The organism is Pseudomonas versuta (assembly GCF_001294575.1).
GTDB classification, from domain to species: Bacteria; Pseudomonadota; Gammaproteobacteria; order Pseudomonadales; family Pseudomonadaceae; genus Aquipseudomonas; species Aquipseudomonas versuta.
This window is the reverse complement of record NZ_CP012676.1, coordinates 210,889-232,012: the sequence shown is the minus strand read 5'-3', so window position 1 is coordinate 232,012 and position 21,124 is coordinate 210,889. Positions and strand designations below refer to the sequence as shown.

Sequence of the window (21,124 nt, the reverse complement as noted above, 5' to 3'; positions counted from 1 at the left end):
CGGGGGAAAATCAGGCCAGATGGCGCAAGACCGCGCAGTATACCTGCCTGACCTTCCCCGCGGAGCACTCAGCGGTAGGAAATAGTCACCACACCTTTTTTCCCCGACGACAGGCTTGCACCGGGGTTTTGCGGATTTTTCAGCTCGGTGAAAGACATGGAATACAGAGGTTCACTGCCACGGCCTTTGCGCAAGGCCATATTCATGGCGATGACCACACCCGGCGCGACTTCAATCAGTTTGCCTGTCTCACCGTAATCCACTTGACTGGCCAGCCCCAGCTCGTAGGCCGGCTCGACAATAGAGCCATGAAACTGAATCTGGCCACTGCCGATCAGGGCCTGAGCCTGGGTCGGGTTGGAAAGGAGGAAAATCGAGCAAGCTGCAAAACCCAGCGCCAGGTTTTTCATAATGACCGCCCCTTGAATGGGAACGCGTAGGTGCTCCCTTTAAAGAACTATCGACGCCGGGGCGGTTTACTTAACCGCTACAACACTATTTTTATCTGCCTGTCCGTAATGTCAGTTTGCGGTCACTTTATTGACCGGGTTGACCGGCTATAACCTTAACGTCCCCTAATTCCACGCACACGGCGTCTATCCGGCATGCGCACTCAAACAAAAAAAATCTTGCTGGGCACGCTTGTGGTTGCCCTGATCGGTTGCGGTGTCTGGTGGTCGGCTCGCCCGGCCCCCGGCAAACCCGCCGCCGGCACGGCGATTCCGGTCCGGGTGGTTCAGGTTACTCAGCAAGATGTGCCGCATTATGTCAGCGGCATAGGCGCTGTACTGTCGTTGCACAGCGTGATGATTCGCCCGCAAATCGACGGCATCCTCACCCGGCTGCTGGTCAAGGAAGGCCAGACCGTCAAGGCCGGTGACCTGCTGGCAACCCTGGATGACCGTTCGATCCAGGCCAGCCTCGATCAGGCCAAGGCCCAACTGGGGCAAAACCAGGCCCAGCTGCAAGTCGCCCTGATCGACCTCAAGCGCTACCAGCTGCTCAGTGTCGACAACGGCGTGTCCAAACAAACCCTCGACCAGCAACAGGCCCTGGTCAATCAGCTCAAAGCCACCGCGCAAGGCAATCAGGCCTCGATTGCAGCGGCGCAGGTGCAATTGTCGTATACGCAGATTCACTCGCCAGTGACCGGCCGCGTAGGGATTCGCGCGGTCGACCCGGGCAATTTCCTGCGTGTCAGTGATAGCCAGGGGCTGTTTTCCGTCACCCAGATCGACCCGATTGCCGTGGAGTTTTCGCTGCCCCAACAGTTGCTCCCCACCTTGCATAACCTGCTGAATGCCAAAGACCCGGCGCTGGTCAAAGCCTTCGTTGGCGACTCCAGCCACAGCGGCACGCCCCTGGGCGAAGGCCGCTTGAGCCTGATCGACAATCAGGTTTCAGCAACCACCGGCACGATCAAGGTCAAGGCCCGGTTCGACAACCCCGACTACAACCTGTGGCCCGGCCAACTGGTGAATATCGAGATTCAAACCGGCCTTTCGCACAATGCTTTAGTGGTACCGCCTCAGGTGGTGCAGCGCGGCCTGGACAATTATTTCGTGTACCGCACCGTAGGCGACAAGGTCGAAACCGTGCCGGTACAACTGCTGTATCAGGACACCGGGCTGAACATCATCAGCGGCGTCAACCCGGGCGATACCCTGGTCAGCGATGGCCAGTCGCGACTCAAACCGGGCTCACGGGTTGAAGTCTTGAGCGAACCGGAGCTCACCAGCGTTCAACCGGTGCAACCATGAACAGTGGCCGCTCGCTGTCTGCCTGGTGTGTCGATCACCCGATCGCCACGGTGCTGCTGACCTTCGCCCTGGTGCTGTTGGGGCTGATCGCCTTCCCGAAGCTGCCCGTCGCGCCCTTGCCCGAAGCGGAGTTCCCGACCATTCAAGTGTCGGCACAACTGCCCGGCGCCAGCCCCGATACCATGGCGTCGTCGGTGGCCACGCCCCTGGAAGTGCAATTCAGTGCCATCCCCGGCATGACCCAGATGACCTCCAGCAGCGCGCTGGGCTCCACCACCCTGACCCTGCAGTTCACCCTCGATAAAAGTATCGATACTGCTGCCCAGGAGGTACAGGCGGCGATCAATACCGCGTCCGGCAAATTGCCCAAGGACATGCCCACCCTGCCGACCTGGAAGAAGGTCAACCCGGCGGACAGCCCGGTGTTGATTCTGAGTATCAGCTCGATGCAGATGCCCGGCACCGAACTCAGCGATTACGTCGAAACCCTGCTGGCGCGTCAGATCAGCCAGATCGACGGTGTCGGCCTGATCAACATCACCGGTCAGCAACGTCCGGCGATCCGGGTCCAGGCCTCGGCTGACAAGCTGGCCGCCATCGGCCTGACCCTGGCCGATATCCGCCTGGCGATTCAGCAAACCAGCCTCAACCTGGCCAAAGGTGCGCTGTACGGCCCCTCGAGCATTTCTACCCTGTCCACCAACGACCAACTGTTCGATGCCGACGAGTACAGCCAGTTGATCGTCTCGTACAAGGACGGCGCCCCGGTGCAGCTGCGCGATGTGGCACGGGTGATCAACGGCTCCGAGAACGACTACGTGCAGGCTTGGTCCGGGCATCAGCCGGGGCTGAACCTGGTGATCTCGCGCCAGCCGGGAGCCAACATTGTCGAGACCGTGGACCGTATTCAGGCTGCCCTCCCCGCCCTGCAGGCCATGCTCCCGGCGTCGGTGCAAGTCACGGTACTGAGTGACCGGACCAAAACCATCCGCGCCTCGCTGCATGAAGTGGAAATCACCCTGCTGATTGCAGTGCTGCTGGTGATCGCGGTCATGGCGCTGTTTCTGCGCCAGTGGTCGGCAACCCTGATCGTCTCGGCAGTGCTGGGGGTGTCGCTGATTGCCAGTTTTGCCCTGATGTATGTACTGGGCTTCAGCCTCAACAACCTGACGCTGGTGGCGATTGTGGTGGCCGTGGGGTTTGTGGTCGACGATGCGATCGTGGTGGTGGAGAACATCCACCGCCATCTCGAAGCGGGCGAAAGCATGCGCGATGCGGCGATCAAGGGCTCCAGCGAGATTGGTTTCACCGTGGTCTCGATCAGCCTGTCGCTGGTCGCCGCCTTTATTCCGCTGCTGTTCATGGGCGGGGTGGTGGGCCGGCTGTTCAAGGAGTTCGCCCTGACCGCGACCTCGACCATTTTGATCTCGGTGCTGGTATCACTGACTCTGGCGCCCACGCTGGCAGCGCTGTTCATGCGCTCGCCGGTGTACCACGCCGACGCCCGGCCCGGCTTTGGCGAACGCCTGCTGGCGCTGTATGACAAGGGCCTGAAACGGGCGCTGGCCCATCAGAAGCTGATGCTGGGGGTTTTCGCGGTGACGCTGGCGCTGGCCATTGCCGGCTACGTGCTGATCCCCAAGGGGTTCTTCCCGGTGCAAGACACCGGCTTCGTGCTGGGCACCAGTGAAGCGGCGTCGGACATCTCATTTGCCGACATGAGCAAAAAACATCTTGAGCTGGCCAATATCATCAGTGCCGACCCGGCGGTGCAGGCCTTCTCACATTCGGTGGGGGTGACCGGCAGCAACCAGACCATCGCCAACGGCCGCTTCTGGATTGCCCTCAAGGACCGCAGTGATCGCGACGTGTCGGCCAGCGAGTTTATCGACCGTATTCGCCCGCAACTGGCCAAGGTGCCGGGGATCGTGCTGTACCTGCGCGCCGGGCAGGACATCAACCTCAGCTCGGGCCCCAGCCGCAGCCAGTATCAGTACGTGCTCAAGAGCAATGACGGGCCAACGCTTAATACCTGGACCCAGCACCTGACTGAAAAACTGCGCACCAACCCGGCCTTCCGCGACCTGTCCAACGACCTGCAACTGGGCGGCAGCATTACCCATATCAGCATCGACCGGAACGCCGCCGCCCGCTTCGGCCTGACGGCCACCGATGTCGACGAAGCGCTGTATGACGCGTTTGGCCAGCGTCAGGTCAATGAGTTCCAGACCGAGACCAACCAGTACAACGTGATTCTGGAAGTCGACGCACAGCAGCGTGGCAAGGCCGAAAGCCTGAACTATTTCTACCTGCGCTCACCGCTGACGGGCGAGATGGTGCCGCTGTCGGCCGTGGCAAAAGTCGATGCGCCAGTCAGTGGCCCGCTGTCGATCAGTCATGACGGCATGTTCCCGGCGGCCAACCTGTCTTTCAATCTCGCCCCCGGCGTGGCGCTGGGTGATGCGGTGCTGATGCTCAATCAGGCGAAAAATGACATCGGCATGCCAAGCACTATCAGCGGTAATTTCCAGGGCGCGGCGCAAGCCTTCCAGAGTTCGCTGGCCAGCCAGCCGTGGCTGATTCTGGCGGCTCTGGTGGCGGTCTACATCATTCTGGGGGTGCTGTATGAAAGCTTCGTGCACCCGCTGACGATCATTTCGACCCTGCCTTCGGCCGGCCTCGGAGCGCTGGTGATGCTGTGGATCTGCGGCCAGGACTTTTCGATCATGGCGCTGATCGGGCTGGTACTGCTGATCGGCATCGTCAAGAAAAACGGGATTCTGATGATCGACTTCGCGCTCGACGCCCAACGCGCTCGCGGGTTGAGGCCCGAAGAGGCGATCTATGAAGCCTGCCTGACGCGTTTCCGGCCGATCATCATGACTACCCTTGCCGCCTTGCTTGGCGCCCTGCCGCTGATGCTCGGCTATGGCACCGGGGCCGAACTGCGCCAGCCACTGGGGATCGCCGTGGTTGGCGGGTTGCTGGTGAGCCAGGCCCTGACGCTGTTTACCACGCCGGTCATATACTTGTGGCTTGAACGATTGTTCCAGCGTTCCAAACCCGTCAGCTTGCTGGCGACGAATCACTGAGGCGGGTTATGCGAGTCCTGATAATTGAAGATGAAGAGAAAACCGCTGATTACCTGCATCGCGGCCTGACCGAGCAAGGCTACACGGTGGATGTTGCCCGTGAGGGCATCGAGGGTTTGCACCTGGCGCTGGAAAGCGATTATGCGGTGATCGTGCTCGACGTGATGCTGCCGGGCCTGGATGGCTTCGGCGTGCTGCGGGCATTGCGCGCGCGCAAGCAGACCCCGGTGATCATGCTGACTGCCCGCGAGCGGGTTGAAGACCGGATTCGCGGTTTGCGCGAAGGTGCCGACGATTATCTGGGCAAGCCGTTTTCATTTCTGGAGCTGGTTGCCCGCCTGCAAGCCCTTACCCGGCGCAGCGGCGGCCACGAACCGGTACAGGTCACGGTCGATGACCTGTGGATAGATTTGATCAGTCGCAAGGCCACCCGCGCCGGAGCCCGTCTGGACCTGACGGCCAAGGAGTTTTCGCTGCTCAGCGTGCTGGCGCGGCGCCAAGGGGAAATCCTGTCCAAAACCTCCATCGCCGAGATGGTCTGGGACATCAACTTCGACAGCGACGCCAACGTGGTCGAAGTCGCGATCAAGCGCTTGCGCGCCAAGCTGGACGGACCGTTCGAGCATAAGCTGCTGCACACCATCCGCGGCATGGGCTACGTGCTGGAGCGGCGCGGTGTTTAAGCGGCCCAATCGCCTGAACTCCATCGCCCTGCGTCTGAGCGCGATGTTTACCCTGGTCGCCCTGCTGGTGTTCGTGCTGATCGGCGGGGCGCTGTACCAGCAAGTCGACAAGGGTATTGGCCGTCTGCCCGAGGCCGAGCTGGATGCGCGCTACAGCGTGCTTGAGTCCTCGATCAATCGTTATGGAAACCCTGATCACTGGGCCAAGATCAGCGCCAAGCTCAAGCTGCTCAGTGAAGAAGACAAGCGCCTGCGGTTTTGGGCCATCAGTGGCGACCCGGCGTATGAGTACGGCAATCCCGAGGCGCCGGTACGTGAGTTCGCCAGGGGCCCGACCGGGATCCGCGACCTGTACCTGCCCGGCCAGACCTACCCGTTGAAGGTGCTGATCAGCCAGATTCCGGCCAGGGAACAACGACCGGCCCTGCGCTTCCTGACCGCCATAGACACCGAAACCTTCCGCCAGACCCAGCACCATTTGCTGGTGGCGTTGATCAGCCTGGCGTTTATCGGTGTGGTACTGGCCTCACTGCTGGGTTACTGGGTGGCCCGCATCGGCCTCAAACCCTTGATCAAACTCTCCGAGGAAGCGCTGAAACTGGCACCGCCGCGCCTGTCCGGGCGCCTGCACCTGTCGCCACTGCCACCGGAGCTGGATCAACTGGTGAGCGCCTTCAACTCCACCCTGGAGCGGGTCGAACAGGCTTATACACGGCTGGAGTCGTTCAATGCCGACGTGGCCCATGAACTGCGTTCACCGCTCACCAACCTGATTGGCCAGACTCAGGTGGCGCTGACCCGGGGGCGTTCTGCCGAGCATTACTTTGAGGTGCTGCAGTCCAATCTTGAGGAACTGGAGCGGCTGCGCAGCATTATCAACGACATGCTGTTTCTGGCCAGTGCCGACCAGGGCAGCAAGGCCAGCAAGCTAACCCGCGCCTCACTGGCGGACGAAGTGGCAACGACTCTGGAGTACCTGGAGTTCATTCTTGAAGACGCGCGGGTCGAGGTGCGGGTCAACGGCGATGCGCAGGTCAATATCGAGAAGGCCCACCTGCGTCGGGCACTGATCAACCTGCTGAGCAATGCCGTACAGCACACAGAAGCAGGGCAACGGATTGAGGTGCAGATCGACCAGAGTGCCGAGGGCGTGACCATCAGCATCAGCAACCCGGGCGAACCGATTGCCGATGAACATTTGCCACGGTTGTTCGAGCGTTTCTATCGGGTTGATGCCTCGCGTCACAACAGCGGGGCCAATCACGGGCTGGGGCTGGCGATCGTCAAAGCCATCGCGCAGATGCATGGCGGGGATGTGTTTGTGTACAGCGGCGAAGGGCGCAATACCTTTGGCCTGTTTTTACCGGTTTGAGGCCCCAAGCCTATTGTGGGAGCCAGCTTGCTGGCGATACAGGCACACCGGTGTCGCTGACGTGATGCCATCGCTAGGTCAGCTCCCACAAGACTCAGCAGTGCCTGAATACTCAATGTGTCTACCCGGCACCTCCCCGGGTTTGTTACCCAAAACGCAAAAGTCCTTGTATGAAACAGGGCTTTTTCACTGGCCACGATGGCTATAAATTGCTGACACCACACAGAACTTGCTCAGCAAGAAGGTCCTTGAAATGTCCAGCAGTATGGGTATGGCCAGCGTTTTCGTCATGTCGTCTTTGTTGTTGTCGCCCTTGGCCATGGCGGAAGAATCACCCGCGTTCGTCGCACAAAATGCGGCCCGCGCCGCGTCTTTTGATCAGGCTCAAACAGAACTGGCAGCACGTCATCAAAACGACGCCAAGCCCGAGCAAATACAGGCCAAATCCAGCGTTTCGGATGAATCGAAAGACAGCTGAGTAAACACCTGAAGACTTCCCTACCCAGTGAGTCACGCGCGACACATGTGACTAACTGTTTCAAAAGCCGCTATTATAGCGGCTTTTTTTTGCTCTTTAATTAAGGCGCCTGCTCCTTTGGCGTCCTGTGACGGGCAGCGTAATCATCGAGAACTACAACAACTTTCGGCCCTAAAAAGGAGCTCCAACCTGGTGAAGCATTCACTCAAACTAAGTCCTTTATTCATTGCCCTGGCTGCAACGATCCCCGCTTTCGCCCACGCAGACGACGAAGCGTCCAAAGACGGTTTTATTGAAGGCTCCAGCCTCAAGATTCATACCCGAAACTATTACATGAACCACGATATCCGCAGCCCCCATGCTGACGACAGCAAGGAATGGGGCCAGGGCTTTGTGGGAAAATTCGAGTCGGGCTTCACCCAGGGCGTAGTCGGTTTCGGCCTGGATGCCTATGGCATGCTCGGACTGAAGCTGGACGGCGGTGGCGGCACCGATGGCAGCAGCATCCTGCCGGTCAGTGACGGCAACGGCAAAGCGCCGACATCCTTTTCATCAGCCGGTGCCGCGCTGAAGATCCGCGCGTTTGATACCGAGCTCAAAGCCGGTGATCTGTTTTTGACCAACCCGGTTATCGCCGGCGGCGAAACCCGCATGCTGCCCCAGACCTTTCGCGGCGTCAGCCTGACCAACCACAGTTTTGACGGCTGGATGTTCGAGGGTGGCCAGGCCAGCTTCAACAAACCCTACAACCAGAGCGGCATGCGCCGCCTGACGACCACCTACGGCAACCTTGACGACCAGACCAGCAAACACCTGACCTGGGCCGGCGCGTCGTGGAGCGGTATCCCCGAGATCACCAGCAATCTGTACGCCGCCCAGCTCAAGGATGTGTGGGACCAGTACTACTACGATCTGGATTACACCTACGCCGTGTCAGACAGCATCAGCCTGAATCCGGGGCTGCATTACTATCACACCCGGGACAGCGGTAAAGCGCTGCTGGGGGATATCAACAACAACACATTCAGCCTGCATCTTGCGCTCTCCATGGCCGGACACAAGCTCACCACGGTGCTGCAGAAGGTCAATGGCAACACGCCATTTGACTACATCAACCAGGGCGACAGCGTTTACCTCGACAACTCGCAGCAATATTCGGACTTCAACGGCCCGAACGAACGCTCCTGGAAGCTGCAATACGAATATGATTTTGCCGGCCTGGGGATTGCCGGCCTGACGTCCAGCATCTCGTACTCGCGCGGCGAACTGGACCTGACCAAGGCTGACGCCAATAGCATCGGTTATGGCAACTGGTATAACCCCCAAGGCAAGGATGCCCATCACTGGGAGCGCGACCTGGGTCTGAAATATGTGATTCAGGATGGCAAGGCCAAAGACTTGGCGGTGAGTCTGCGCTGGGCAACCAACCGCGGCAACGATGCCTACCAGACAGTTGATAACGATGTAGACGAATACCGCGTGATCATCGACTATCCTGTCGATGTGTTTTAAATTATGAGCATAAGGCCAGCCTTCAGGCTGGCCTTATGGCAATAGGTCGCAACCTTATGTCTGGGCACGAAACGCATCAGTGAGGTTAAGGCCATTCCACACTCCCGGCGCACACATATCATCACCCGACGCATGCTGTTCGGGGCAACAACACTCTCAGTGGTTGCCATACTCAGTATCGTTGGCTATTTGCTGGTCAGGGAATACCGCAATACCGAGCAAGAAGCCACGCGTTCGGCGTTGAACCTGGTGCAATTGATCAACCGCGACATTCGCAACACCTTTTCGCTGTATGACTCGGCGCTCACCAGCCTGATCGATTTACTGCAAAGCCAGGAACTCTCCTCTCTTGCCCCCCGAACCCGGCACGCCCTGCTCTTTGCCAGAGCCAGTGAAGCACCGTCCAATGCCGGATTTTTCGTAGTGGATGCCGAAGGCAAGCTGATCGCCAGCTCCGGTGCGGCCATGCCCGTGCCTGATAAGGCCCGCGAGCAGCCATGGTTCCAGGCCCACCTCAATGCTGTAGACGACGAAATCTTCATCAGCCGCCCCTTCCACTCCAGCCAAGACCCCAATGAGTGGAACATTATCCTTAGCCGTAGAGTCTCAGGTCCGGAAGGTGCATTTCGGGGGGTGGCAGTAGGTCAGATCAAATTGAGCTATTTCCAGAACATGTTCCGTGGCCTGGACATCGGGCCGACCGGCAACATCAGTCTGGTCAGCGCCGACGGCTTTCTGTTGACCCAATATCCCGGGTCAGCGCAAACCTATATCGGCCAGAATCTAAGCCAGGCACCCAATTTCATTCGTTTTCTGAAGGAGCGACATGGCAGCTTTACTGCCATGTCCGGGATCTATCATCAGGAACGTCTGTACAACTTCGCCCAGGTTCGCGACCTTCCGCTAGTGGTGGTGGTTGCAGTCTCGACCTCAAGTATTTTCGACAACTGGCGGCACACGGCCCTGCTGATCGGCAGTGCCACCCTTCTGTTGTGTCTGGGCCTGTTGTGGCTCACCTGGCTCCTGACCCGCGAGTTGCGCTTGCGTCATCAGGCCGAACGGGTACTTGCCGAACTGGCAGCAACCGACCCGCTGACCGGACTGGCCAATCGCCGGACACTGGACACAACCCTTGATCTGGAATGGCGCAGAGCACAACGCTCGGGCAGTCCTGTTTCGCTGATGATGATTGATATCGACAACTTCAAGGACTTCAATGACTCCCACGGGCATCAAGCCGGCGATGAAGCAATACGTCGCGTTGCCCAGGTCATCAAATCCCATACCCGACGCCCCGCCGACCTGGCAGCCCGTTATGGCGGCGAAGAGTTTGCCGTGATCCTGACCGAAACCGGGGCCACCGGCACCCGCCTGCTGGCTGAAAAGATTCGTGCCGCCGTCGAGGAGATGGAGCCTGTCATCGCGAACCACAAGAAACTGACTGTCAGCCTGGGCACTTGTAGCCGCTATGCAAAACCTGGCGATGACCCGCAAGCGCTGATCAGCACTGCCGACAAGGCACTTTACCAGGCCAAAAAAGGCGGTCGAAACCGGGTAGTGAACATCAACGAGACCGGGCTGAACGCATTGCGGCCCAAGCCGCAGGCCTGAAGATTCCCCCGAAGCAGCAGACCTTAATGCTCGCGAGCAAGCTCGCTGCTGCAGCGTGTGTACAGCACCCACAAATTTCAGCGCAAAAAAAAGCCACCCGAGGGTGGCCTTCAAAAACTAGAGAAAGAAGTTTTACTTAAACTGCCGCAACCGGACGCATGTACGAGATCGGTGCTGTGCTGGCGTCTTCAAAGGTCACGACTTCCCATGCATCTTTCTGTTCAATCAGCTTGCGAAGCAGCTGGTTGTTCAGAGCATGGCCAGACTTGAAGCCCTTGAACTCACCAATCAGGCTATTGCCCAACAGGTAGAGGTCGCCAATAGCGTCGAGAATTTTGTGCTTCACGAATTCGTCTTCATAGCGAAGACCGTCTTCGTTCAGTACTCCATTGGCATCGACCACGATCGCGTTTTCAACGCTACCGCCGAGTGCGAGGTTGTGCTTGCGCAGGTACTCGATGTCACTCATGAAACCGAAAGTACGCGCGCGGCTGACTTCTTTTACAAACGAAGTGCTGGAAAAATCCACGGTTGCGCTTTGGGTACGGTTACGGAAAACCGGGTGATCGAAATCGATCTCGAAGCTCACCTTGAAGCCTTCGAAAGGGACGAAAGTGGCGCGCTTGTCGCCATCTTCCACTGTCACTTCACGCAGGATACGGATGAACTTCTTCGGCGCGTCCTGTTCTTCCAGGCCGGCAGATTGAATCAGAAACACGAAAGGTCCGGCGCTACCGTCCATAATCGGGACTTCAGACGCGGAGAGTTCGACGTAGGCGTTATCGATGCCCAGGCCAGCCATGGCCGAGAGCAAATGCTCTACCGTGTCTACTTTGGTATCGCCGTTGACCAACGTGGTCGACATCGTTGTCTCGCCGACGTTTTCCGCGCGGGCAGGAATCTGCACAACAGGGTCAAGGTCTGCACGACAAAACACGATGCCGGTATCCACAGGCGCAGGCTTGAGGGTCAGATAGACCTTCTCACCGGAGTGCAGGCCGACACCTGTGGCACGGATAATATTTTTCAGGGTGCGTTGTTTAATCATGGCATTGGCCGCTTCAGCGCAAATTGCGAACTGGTATCAACAAAGGCTGGCGATAATAGCAGACCGAACCTTTGCTGAATACCAATCACCTTAATCCCCCTGATTGATTTCATTAATCAGCCTGTCGACGCAGGAAAGCCGGGATGTCCAGGTAATCCAAATCGTCTTGTGGGTTGAGCTTGGCAGCAGTAGTCGCGCCTTGCTGGGCCTGATTACGCATTACAGTAGGACGATCCAGGTCACGGTAGTTCACCGCTGGCTGCTCCTGACGCTCGGTACGGGCTTCCTGACGAGCAGACGCCGTGTGTGCCGAAGAGGCTGCGTAAGAGGCTTGAACACTGTTGTCGATAACCTTGACCGGCTTCTCGATTTTAGCGCCCAGACCGGTCGCAACCACGGTCACATGCAGCTCGTCGCGCATGTCCGGATCGATAACCGTACCAACCTTGACCATGGCGTGCTCGGAAGCAAAGGCTTCGATGATGCTACCCACGTCGGAGTACTCACCCAGAGACAGGTCAGGACCGGCGGTGATGTTCACCAGGATGCCGCGTGCGCCTTCCAGGTTCACGTCTTCGAGCAACGGGTTGCGGATCGCCGCTTCCGTTGCTTCACGTGCACGGTTCGGACCGCTGGCGCAGCCAGTGCCCATCATCGCCATGCCCATTTCGCTCATCACGGTACGTACGTCGGCAAAGTCGACGTTGATCATGCCCGGACGCTTGATGATGTCGGAGATACCGCGGACGGCACCGGCCAATACGTCATCGGCCTTGGCGAAAGCCGACAGCAGGCTGGCGTCCTTGCCCAGGATGGTCAGCAGTTTTTCGTTCGGAATCGTAATCAACGAATCGACGCTTTCGGACAGCAGACGAATACCTTCGTCAGCAATCTGCATGCGCTTGCGACCTTCAAACGGGAATGGACGAGTCACCACCGCAACGGTGAGGATCCCCATTTCCTTGGCCACTTCGGCAATGATCGGCGCAGCACCGGTACCGGTACCACCGCCCATGCCCGTGGTGATGAACACCATATTGGTGCCCTGCAGCACTTCAGCGATGCGCTCTCGGTCTTCCAGAGCGGCCTGACGGCCGACCTCAGGATTTGCACCCGCACCCAGGCCTTTGGTCACACCGGTGCCCAATTGCAGGATGGTACGGGCGCCGATGCTTTTCAGCGCTTGCGCGTCAGTGTTGGCGCAGATGAATTCCACGCCTTCGATGTTGCTCTTAACCATATGATTAACAGCATTGCCACCGCCACCACCAACACCGATAACCTTGATTACCGGGCTTTGCGGGATGTTGTCTACGAGTTCGAACATTTTCCCTCTCCTTTCATTTCTCTAGTTTTTTCGCCTACTTCTACTGCTTTGAATCTTTTACTGCTCAAGCTTTAAAAGTTGCCCTGGACCCAGCGCTTCAGGCGCTCAAGCACAGGGGCTTTTTGTTCATCACTGCTGTAGTTGTCGCGGTTGCTGATACCCGACATGGAGATGCCGTCTGACTGCTTTTGCAGCCCGTACAGCAACAAGCCCACAGCGGTGGAGTAAATCGGATTGCGCACAACATCGGACAAGCCCTTGAAGCTGTGCGGTACGCCCAGACGAACCGGCATATGGAAGATCTCTTCGGCCAGCTCGACCGCGCCTTCCATTTTCGAAGTACCGCCGGTCAACACGATGCCAGCCGGGATCAGGTCTTCGTAGCCGCTGCGACGCAACTCGGCCTGAATCAGGGTGAACAGCTCGTCGTAACGCGGCTCGACCACTTCGGCCAGGGCCTGACGGGACAGTTCGCGCGGTGGACGATCGCCAACGCTCGGGACTTTGATGGTTTCGCCGGCACCGGCCAGTTTGGCCAGGGCGCAGGCGTAACGGATCTTGATTTCTTCGGCGTACTGGGTAGGTGTGCGCAACGCCATCGCGATGTCGTTGGTCACCTGGTCGCCCGCAATCGGGATCACGGCCGTATGACGAATGGCGCCTTCGGTGAAGATCGCGATATCGGTAGTACCGCCACCGATGTCGACCAGGCACACGCCCAGTTCTTTTTCGTCGTCGGTCAGCACCGAGTAAGCCGACGCCAGCTGCTCGAGGATGATGTCGTCCACCTCAAGGCCACAGCGGCGCACGCATTTCTCGATGTTCTGTGCTGCATTCACCGCGCAGGTGACTACGTGCACCTTGGCTTCCAGACGTACGCCCGACATCCCCAGTGGCTCACGAACGCCTTCCTGGTTATCGATCACGTAGTCCTGGGGCAAGGTGTGCAGCACGCGCTGGTCTGCCGGAATCGCAACAGCCTGGGCAGCGTCAAGGACGCGCTCAAGGTCGGCGGAGCTGACTTCACGATCCCGAATCGCCACGATGCCGTGGGAGTTCAGACTGCGGATGTGATTGCCGGCCACACCGACGAACGCCGAGTGAATCCGGCAACCGGCCATCAGCTGCGCTTCTTCAATGGCGCGCTGGATCGATTGCACGGTGGACTCGATGTTCACCACCACACCTTTCTTCAGGCCACGGGACGGATGCGTGCCAATACCGACGATTTCGATCGTGCCGTCTTCACCGACCTCGCCCACCAGCGCCACCACCTTGGAGGTGCCGATATCGAGACCGACGATCATTTTTCCGCTTTGCACGTTTGCCATGGGTCCTGCCTCTTCTTAATTCTTCGCGACAGCGGGTTGGGCTATCGTCGGTGCCACAGGTTCCCGCCAGCCGACGGCCAATCCGTTGGCATAACGCAAATCAATGCGCGCTATGTTTGTAATCTGTTCTTTCAGCGTTTTTTCATAGATGGCTATGAAGCGACGCATTTTTTCTACCAGGTGATCGCGCCCCAACAGCAACTCGATCCCGGGCCCTGCACTGCCGGCTCCGGTGGTCAGGAACCAGCTACCGCGTTCACGCAATTCCAGCCGGGCAATGGAGAAGCCCATCGGACGCAACATCTGGCTCAACACCTGATACTGCTGCATCACTTGCTGCTGAGCCCGTTGTGGGCCGAACAGCTGCGGCAAGTGTTCGTAATTGGCCAGCTCACGCGGGGTGAATGCCTGGCCCTGGTTGTTCAACAGCGCTTCATCACCCCAGCGGGCTACCGGCAACTGCTCTTCGAGCCGGATCACCACCTGGTCCGGCCAGACGCGACGGACCTCGGCATGGGCAATCCAGGGCATCTGTTCAAGCTCGGTCCGCATGCCTTCCAGATCGACCGTGAAGAAGCTCGCCGCAACATAAGGGGCGATGCGCTGCTGTACGGCCTGCTGGCTGATATAGGTCAGATCACCCTGCACGTTGATGTTGGTAATCGGCCGGTCGGCGTACGGCATTAAGCGCTGCGCGCCTTCGTAGGTGCCATACCCCAGCACCACCAGCAACACGGGCCAGAATAATGCTTTCAAGAAGCCAAAATTGGCTTTTGGCAGGCGCACTGACATCGGCTCTTTAGCCACCATCCGGCTGGCACCCCGAGGTACCGGCTTGCGGCCGGGAGCGGGTTGCTGATGACGAAGCGATGCGCCTTGCATGTTTTTAACCTCGAGCCTCGACGCTGGCTGCCAGAATCGACAGCACCAGCTGTTGAAAATCCAGACCGGCAGCACGGGCCGCCATCGGCACCAGACTGTGATCGGTCATGCCCGGAGCGGTGTTGACTTCGAGCAACCAGAATTGGCCATCGGTGTCCTGCATCACGTCCAGACGGCCCCAACCGGCGATACCTATCGCCTCACAGGCTTTCGCCGTGAGGTCCATGAGTTCTTGCTCCTTGGTGCTATCAAGCCCGCACGGGATCCGATACTGAGTATCAGAGGACACGTACTTGGCGTCGTAGTCGTAGAACGAATGCGGGGTGCCCAGTGCAATAGGTGGCAGCACTTGGTCACGCAGGGTGGCGATGGTGAACTCGGGACCGGTGATCCATTGCTCAACCAACACTTGCGAGTCGTACTTACTGGCCTCTGTCCACGCAACGATCAACTCGTCAGCGCTGTTCACTTTGGCCATACCGATACTTGAACCTTCATGTGCCGGTTTGACGATCAAAGGGAAGCTCAGTTCCTTCGCCGCAGAAATACAATCGGCTTCGCTGCTCAGCACGGCATGACGCGGGGTCGGGATACCCAGGCTGTGCCACACCTGCTTGGTGCGCAACTTGTCCATTGCCAGCGCCGAGGCGAGGATGCCGCTACCGGTATAGGGAATGCCCATGTATTCGAGCAAGCCCTGGATGCTGCCGTCTTCACCGCCGCGACCATGGAGAATGATAAAGGCACGGTCGATTTTTTCGTGCGTGATCCGGGCGATGAAATCGTCGCCGACATCGATACCGAAAGCGTTCACACCCGCACTTTGCAGTGCCTCGAGCACGGCATTGCCGGACTTCAGGGACACTGCGCGCTCAGCGCTTTTTCCACCAAACAACACGGCAACGCGACCGAAGTCGGCAGGGGCAATGGTCGAGAACAGATTGGCGTAGGCAGCGGTCATTTCAACTTCCCCTCGCTGGCTGCGACAACGGCACCGGCGAACAACGGACTGTTAATGAGTTGTGGTGCCAGACGGCCGATATCGCCCGCCCCTTGGCACAACAGGATGTCGCCGGCACGCAGCAGCGGCTTGACGATCGGCGCCAGCTCAACGCCACGCTCGATGTAGATCGGGTCCAGCTGGCCACGCTGACGGATGCTGTGGCACAGCTGACGGCTGTCAGCGCCCGGAATCGGCTCTTCGCCGGCCGGGTAGACTTCCATCAACAGCAGCACGTTGGCGTCGGCCAGCACCTGCACGAAATCGTCATACAGATCGCGGGTACGGCTGAAGCGATGCGGCTGGTAGACCATGACCAGGCGACGATCCGGCCAGCCACCGCGCACCGCTTTAATCACGGCCGCGACTTCAGTCGGGTGGTGACCGTAGTCGTCCACCAGCATCACGTGGCCACCGTCTACCGGCAGCTCGCCGTAAACCTGGAAGCGCCGGCCTACACCCTGGAAGCCGGACAGCCCCTGGACGATGGCCTCATCGCTGACGCCTTCATCAGAAGCGATGCAAATGGTCGCCAACGCATTCAGCACGTTGTGGTTGCCCGGCATGTTCACCGACACATCCAGCGGCTCGCGTTCCGGACGCAGCACCGTGAAGAAGGTTTGCATGCCTTGCTGGCGAACATTGATCGCACGCACGTCGGCGGCTTCGCTGAAGCCGTATGTGACGGTCGGACGCTTGACCAGCGGCAGGATTTCACGCACCACCGGATCATCCAGGCACAGCACGGCCAGACCGTAGAACGGCAGGTTGTGCAGAAACTCGACGAAGGTTTTCTTCAGTTTGTTGAAGTCGCCTTCGTAGGTCGCCATGTGATCGGCGTCGATGTTGGTCACCACCGCAACCATCGGCTGCAGGTGCAGGAAGCTGGCATCGCTTTCGTCAGCTTCGGCAATCAGGTATCTGCTCGTTCCAAGCTGTGCATTGGTGCCCGCTGCATTCAGGCGACCACCGATCACGAAGGTCGGATCAAGGCCACCGGCCGCGAACACCGAGGCCAGCAGGCTGGTGGTGGTGGTTTTGCCGTGGGTACCGGCCACGGCGATGCCGTGGCGATAACGCATCAGCTCGGCCAGCATTTCGGCCCGAGGCACCACCGGAATACGGCGTTCCAGCGCAGTTGCGACTTCAGGGTTGGAGGTGTTCACCGCACTGGACACGACCAAAACATCGGCATTGGCAGCGTTCTCGGCGCGGTGACCGATAAAGATGTGCGCTCCGAACGATTCAAGTCGCTCGGTAACAGGCGATGCATTCAGGTCGGAGCCCGACACTTCATAACCCAGGTTCAGCAACACCTCGGCAATGCCACACATGCCCACGCCGCCGATTCCGACGAAGTGGATACGACGGATACGGCGCATTTCCGGTTGCGGCATGGCTTTCTGATTCTCAACCATTGGCCACCTCCAGGCAGATATCTACGACGTTGCGGGTTGCATCAGGTTTGGCCAGGCGGCGAGCGTTGGTCGCCATGCTGTTCAGTCGTTCCGGTTGCATCAAAACCTCTGTCAGGCGTGCAGCCAGTTCGGCTGCGCCAGTTGTCGCTTGCGGCATCAGGAAGGCAGCACCCTCGCGAGCCAAAAAGTCGGCATTACGGCTCTGATGGTCATCAATCGCGTGGGGCAAAGGCACCAGCAGCGATGGCAGACCGGCCGCAGCCAGTTCACTGACGGTCAGCGCGCCTGCGCGACAAACCACCATGTCGGCCCAGCCATAGGCTTGGGCCATGTCTTTGATAAAAGGCTGCACTTGAGCCTCTACACCGGCCGCTTCATAGCGCTCGGCGGTAATCTGATCGTGCTGTTTGCCGGCCTGATGAAACACTTCAGGACGCACCTGGGCCGGTACTTTGGCCAGTGCTTCAGGCAACAACTTGTTCAATGGCTCGGCCCCCAGGCTACCGCCCAGCACCAACAGGCGCGCCTTGCGGCCTTCGAGTGCAGCACGTGGCGCCAGGGTGAACAATTCAGGGCGGACCGGGTTGCCGGTACTGCGCAGCTTGTCCGATGCCGCAAACGTTTCTGGGAAGGCTTCGCACACACGGCTCGACATCGGCACCAGCAAACGGTTGGCGGTACCGGCCACGGCGTTCTGCTCGTGAATGATCACCGGCACACCGCAGGTCCGGGCGGCTAGGCCACCCGGGCCGGTCACATAACCACCAAACCCGAGCACGCAGACCGGCTTGAGCTGACGAATGATTTTTCGCGCCTGGAACATCGCCTTGAGCAACACAAACGGGGCCTTGAACAGCGACAGTTTGCTCTTGCCACGCAGGCCCGCCACGTTGATCCGGTGCAGGGTAAAACCTGCCGGCTCTACCAGCTCGTTCTCGATGCCACGCGGGGTTCCAAGCCAGTGCACGGTGTAGCCGCGGGCTTCGAATTCTCGCGCACAGGCCAAAGCAGGGAACACATGCCCGCCGGTGCCGCCTGCCATGATCAGCACATTAGCGCCCATGGTTCGGCTCCTCTGCGAAGTCACTTTCTTTGAAATCGGTCTCTTCGCTGCCCAGATGGGTTCGACTCTCCCACTCGATCCGCAGCAACAAGCCCATGCACACGCAGCAAATAACCAGCGAACTGCCGCCATAGCTGAGGAATGGCAAGGTCAGACCTTTGGTTGGCAGCAAACCGACGTTTACCCCGATGTTGATCAGGAACTGACCGATCCACAGGAACGACAAGCCGTATGCCATGTAGGCCGCAAAATATTGCTTGGCCCGCTCGGCCCACAGGCCGATGTACATGCCGCGTACGCAGACGAATACAAACAGGGCCACGGTCAGCAAGGAGCCGACCACACCCAGCTCTTCAGCCAGTACCGAGAACACAAAGTCGGTGTGGGCTTCCGGCAGGTAAAACTGCTTCTGTACGCTGTTGCCCAGACCGACCCCGAACCACTCGCCGCGACCGAACGCGATCAGGGCCTGAGTCAGCTGGTAACCGGAGCCGAACTGGTCGGACCACGGGTCGGTAAAGGTGATCAATCGCGCCATACGATAAGGCTGCGCCTGGACCAGCACGAATACCGCACCGACCGCCAATGCCACCATCAGCGCAAAGCGGAACAGGCCGACACCGCCCAGGAACAACATCGCCGCCGCTGCGCCCATCATTACGACGGTGGCCCCGAAGTCAGGCTCCATCAGCAACAGACCGGCCATCGGCAGCAACACGATGAAAGGCTTGAAGAAGCCCATCCAGCTTTCACGGACTTCTTTCTGCTGACGGACCAGATAACCGGCCAGGTAGATCACCACGAACACCTTGGCAACTTCAGAGGGCTGTACGTTAAAGAAGCTGAAACCGATCCAGCGCATCGAACCGTTTACCTCACGGCCAATGCCCGGCAGCAACACCATCACCAGCAAGCCGAACGCACCAATGAGCAACATCCAGCCCATTCGCTGCCAGGTCGCAATCGGCACCATCATGGTCAGCACGCACGCGCCCAGACCGAGCGCGATGTAAAACAGATGGCGGATCATGTGGTACAGGGAGTTACCCGACTGCAAGGCGGCAACTTCTGACGATGCCGAGGTAATCATCACCAGACCAAGACCGAGCAACGCCAGGCAACCGGCGAGAAACGCGAAGTCCAGGTCAACGCCGCGGCCCGTGATCAGCGGCGAAGGATAGGGTTTGAGAATGCCGAAGATCATGTCAGGGCCTCCACTGCACGCGCAAACAGATGGCCACGCTCTTCGTAATTTTTGAACATGTCGAAACTGGCGCAGGCCGGGGACAGCAATACTGCGTCACCGGAGTGTGCCAACGAACGGCTGCGCGCAATGGCCTCGTCCAGCGAGCCGACACGCACCTGCGGCACGGCATCGCCCAGGGCATCCGCGATCAGGCCTGCATCACGGCCTATCAGGACCACTGCGCGGCAATATCTGGCCACAGAGTCACGCAGGCCGCTGAAGTCAGCGCCCTTGCCATCACCGCCAGCGATCAAGACCAGCTTGCCGTCCATGTCCGCTCCCAGGCCTTCGATGGCAGCCAATGCGGCGCCCACGTTGGTGGCCTTGGAGTCGTTGTAGTAGCTCACACCATCGAGTTCGCGCACCCACTGGCAGCGATGCTCAAGGCCGGTGAAGCTGCGCAGGCTGCTCAACATGGCGTCGAACGGCAGGCCCACAGCATGCCCCAGCGCCAGTGCTGCCAGGGCATTGGCCTGATTGTGGGCACCACGTACTTTCAGCTCGCGGACCGCCATCAGGTTTTGAAATTCGAAGGCGAGGTATTTTTCGCCGTTTTCTTCACGCAGGCCGAAGGCCTTGAAGTCGGGCACGCCCAGACCGAACGTCCAGCACGGCAGCCCTTCGCTCATCAATGGACGGGTCAGCGCGTCCTGGCGGTTGACCACAACCTGCCGGGCACCGCGAAAGATCCGGTGTTTGGCCAGGTGGTAGGCAGGCAGGCCGCTGTAGCGGTCCATGTGGTCTTCGCTGACATTCAGCACAGTGGCCACTTCGGCACCCAACTGGTCGGTGGTTTCCAGCTGGAAGCTCGACAGTTCCATTACGTACAGCTCAATGTCATCGCTCAGCAGATCCAGCGCCGGCGTGCCAAGGTTACCGCCGACGGCGACCCGCTTGCCGGCAGCTGCAGCCATTTCACCGACCAGCGTGGTCACGGTGCTTTTGGCGTTGGAACCACTGATTGCCACGATAGGTGCCTTCGCGTTACGCGCGAACAGCTCGATGTCACCCGACAGCTTCACGCCACGGGCAGCCGCGGCCTGCAGGGCCGGAGTCGCCAATGCCAGGCCGGGGCTCACGTAGAGCTCATCGGCACGGCACAGGAATTCGACATCCAGTTCGCCACAACGCACTTCCACGTGCGGATAGTCACGGCGCAGCGTGGCCATCTCCGGTGGATTTTCCCGCGTATCCGCCACGGCAAAAGACACGCCCCGTTGCGCCAGAAAGCGCACCAGGGACATGCCGCTCTTGCCGAGGCCGACAACGATGCGGAAGTGGTCAGAAGCGATCAGAGACAC

General features: G+C 59.3%; 17 protein-coding genes. 7 read left to right on the top strand and 10 right to left on the bottom strand.

What is annotated here, in order from left to right; translation table 11 throughout:
- Positions 1 to 68 precede the first annotated feature (68 nt).
- On the bottom strand, positions 69 to 410 hold the full coding sequence (locus AOC04_RS01080; protein ID WP_060690769.1) for a hypothetical protein: 342 nt from the start codon (positions 408 to 410) through the stop codon (positions 69 to 71).
- 195 nt (positions 411 to 605) lie between these two features.
- Between AOC04_RS01080 and AOC04_RS01075 the strand changes: the two genes are divergently transcribed.
- The 7 genes from AOC04_RS01075 to AOC04_RS01045 all read left to right on the top strand — a co-directional run bounded on the left by AOC04_RS01075 (position 606) and on the right by AOC04_RS01045 (position 10,508).
- A complete protein-coding gene (locus tag AOC04_RS01075; RefSeq protein WP_060690768.1) occupies positions 606 to 1,760 on the top strand; it encodes an efflux RND transporter periplasmic adaptor subunit in 1,155 nt (384 codons plus the stop codon).
- The gene (locus tag AOC04_RS01070; protein WP_060690767.1) at positions 1,757 to 4,852 is read left to right on the top strand and encodes a multidrug efflux RND transporter permease subunit; all 3,096 of its coding nucleotides are present in this window, start codon (positions 1,757 to 1,759) and stop codon (positions 4,850 to 4,852) included. The genes AOC04_RS01075 and AOC04_RS01070 overlap by 4 nt, the downstream gene beginning before the upstream one ends.
- Before the next feature lie 8 nt (positions 4,853 to 4,860).
- A complete protein-coding gene (locus AOC04_RS01065) occupies positions 4,861 to 5,535 on the top strand; it encodes a heavy metal response regulator transcription factor (protein WP_060690766.1) in 675 nt (224 codons plus the stop codon).
- Complete coding sequence (locus tag AOC04_RS01060) at positions 5,528 to 6,907, top strand: heavy metal sensor histidine kinase (protein ID WP_073514874.1); 1,380 nt, start codon at positions 5,528 to 5,530, stop codon at positions 6,905 to 6,907. The genes AOC04_RS01065 and AOC04_RS01060 overlap by 8 nt, the downstream gene beginning before the upstream one ends.
- Positions 6,908 to 7,178: 271 nt before the next feature.
- Complete coding sequence (locus tag AOC04_RS01055; protein ID WP_397455790.1) at positions 7,179 to 7,385, top strand: hypothetical protein; 207 nt, start codon at positions 7,179 to 7,181, stop codon at positions 7,383 to 7,385.
- Between the two features lie 192 nt (positions 7,386 to 7,577).
- Entirely contained in the window at positions 7,578 to 8,897 is a 1,320-nt protein-coding gene (locus AOC04_RS01050; RefSeq protein ID WP_060690764.1) for an OprD family porin, read from the top strand.
- 159 nt (positions 8,898 to 9,056) lie between these two features.
- Positions 9,057 to 10,508, top strand: coding sequence for a sensor domain-containing diguanylate cyclase (locus AOC04_RS01045; protein WP_335337693.1), 1,452 nt, complete (start codon positions 9,057 to 9,059; stop codon positions 10,506 to 10,508).
- Between the two features lie 136 nt (positions 10,509 to 10,644).
- On the opposite strand, the gene lpxC is transcribed toward AOC04_RS01045, so the two are convergent.
- The 9 genes from lpxC to murD all read right to left on the bottom strand — a co-directional run bounded on the left by lpxC (position 10,645) and on the right by murD (position 21,124).
- The gene (gene lpxC / locus AOC04_RS01040; RefSeq protein ID WP_003443572.1) at positions 10,645 to 11,556 is read right to left on the bottom strand and encodes a UDP-3-O-acyl-N-acetylglucosamine deacetylase; all 912 of its coding nucleotides are present in this window, start codon (positions 11,554 to 11,556) and stop codon (positions 10,645 to 10,647) included.
- 112 nt (positions 11,557 to 11,668) lie between these two features.
- Complete coding sequence (ftsZ, locus tag AOC04_RS01035) at positions 11,669 to 12,883, bottom strand: cell division protein FtsZ (RefSeq protein ID WP_060690762.1); 1,215 nt, start codon at positions 12,881 to 12,883, stop codon at positions 11,669 to 11,671.
- 71 nt (positions 12,884 to 12,954) lie between these two features.
- Positions 12,955 to 14,214 (bottom strand): cell division protein FtsA, encoded by a 1,260-nt coding sequence (gene ftsA / locus AOC04_RS01030; RefSeq protein WP_003443600.1) that lies wholly within the window; start codon positions 14,212 to 14,214, stop codon positions 12,955 to 12,957.
- 15 nt (positions 14,215 to 14,229) lie between these two features.
- Positions 14,230 to 15,096 carry a cell division protein FtsQ/DivIB gene (locus tag AOC04_RS01025; protein WP_060690761.1) on the bottom strand — a complete coding sequence of 289 codons (867 nt, stop codon included), beginning with the start codon at positions 15,094 to 15,096 and terminating at the stop codon, positions 14,230 to 14,232.
- 4 nt (positions 15,097 to 15,100) lie between these two features.
- On the bottom strand, positions 15,101 to 16,057 hold the full coding sequence (locus AOC04_RS01020; RefSeq protein WP_060690760.1) for a D-alanine--D-alanine ligase: 957 nt from the start codon (positions 16,055 to 16,057) through the stop codon (positions 15,101 to 15,103).
- Positions 16,054 to 17,514: a UDP-N-acetylmuramate--L-alanine ligase gene (gene murC / locus AOC04_RS01015; RefSeq protein WP_060690759.1), complete on the bottom strand. Its 1,461-nt coding sequence runs from the start codon at positions 17,512 to 17,514 to the stop codon at positions 16,054 to 16,056. Before murC ends, AOC04_RS01020 begins: the two co-directional genes overlap by 4 nt.
- Positions 17,507 to 18,577: an undecaprenyldiphospho-muramoylpentapeptide beta-N-acetylglucosaminyltransferase gene (murG, locus tag AOC04_RS01010; protein WP_060690758.1), complete on the bottom strand. Its 1,071-nt coding sequence runs from the start codon at positions 18,575 to 18,577 to the stop codon at positions 17,507 to 17,509. The genes murC and murG overlap by 8 nt, the downstream gene beginning before the upstream one ends.
- Positions 18,567 to 19,781, bottom strand: coding sequence for a putative lipid II flippase FtsW (gene ftsW, locus AOC04_RS01005; RefSeq protein WP_060690757.1), 1,215 nt, complete (start codon positions 19,779 to 19,781; stop codon positions 18,567 to 18,569). The genes murG and ftsW overlap by 11 nt, the downstream gene beginning before the upstream one ends.
- On the bottom strand, positions 19,778 to 21,124 hold the full coding sequence (gene murD / locus AOC04_RS01000; protein ID WP_060690756.1) for a UDP-N-acetylmuramoyl-L-alanine--D-glutamate ligase: 1,347 nt from the start codon (positions 21,122 to 21,124) through the stop codon (positions 19,778 to 19,780). Before murD ends, ftsW begins: the two co-directional genes overlap by 4 nt.

Bases quoted from the DNA above. Each gene is read 5' to 3' on its own strand.
- AOC04_RS01025 (WP_060690761.1), bottom strand. From the start codon at position 15,096: ATGCAAGGCGCATCGCTTCGTCATCAGCAACCCGCTCCCGGCCGCAAG.
- ftsW (WP_060690757.1), bottom strand. From the start codon at position 19,781: ATGATCTTCGGCATTCTCAAACCCTATCCTTCGCCGCTGATCACGGGC.
- ftsZ (WP_060690762.1), bottom strand. From the start codon at position 12,883: ATGTTCGAACTCGTAGACAACATCCCGCAAAGCCCGGTAATCAAGGTT.
- murC (WP_060690759.1), bottom strand. From the start codon at position 17,514: ATGGTTGAGAATCAGAAAGCCATGCCGCAACCGGAAATGCGCCGTATC.
- AOC04_RS01055 (WP_397455790.1), top strand. From the start codon at position 7,179: ATGGCCAGCGTTTTCGTCATGTCGTCTTTGTTGTTGTCGCCCTTGGCC.
- AOC04_RS01070 (WP_060690767.1), top strand. From the start codon at position 1,757: ATGAACAGTGGCCGCTCGCTGTCTGCCTGGTGTGTCGATCACCCGATC.
- AOC04_RS01065 (WP_060690766.1), top strand. From the start codon at position 4,861: ATGCGAGTCCTGATAATTGAAGATGAAGAGAAAACCGCTGATTACCTG.
- murG (WP_060690758.1), bottom strand. From the start codon at position 18,577: ATGGGCGCTAATGTGCTGATCATGGCAGGCGGCACCGGCGGGCATGTG.
- ftsA (WP_003443600.1), bottom strand. From the start codon at position 14,214: ATGGCAAACGTGCAAAGCGGAAAAATGATCGTCGGTCTCGATATCGGC.
- AOC04_RS01080 (WP_060690769.1), bottom strand. From the start codon at position 410: ATGAAAAACCTGGCGCTGGGTTTTGCAGCTTGCTCGATTTTCCTCCTT.
- AOC04_RS01020 (WP_060690760.1), bottom strand. From the start codon at position 16,057: ATGACCGCTGCCTACGCCAATCTGTTCTCGACCATTGCCCCTGCCGAC.
- AOC04_RS01075 (WP_060690768.1), top strand. From the start codon at position 606: ATGCGCACTCAAACAAAAAAAATCTTGCTGGGCACGCTTGTGGTTGCC.
- lpxC (WP_003443572.1), bottom strand. From the start codon at position 11,556: ATGATTAAACAACGCACCCTGAAAAATATTATCCGTGCCACAGGTGTC.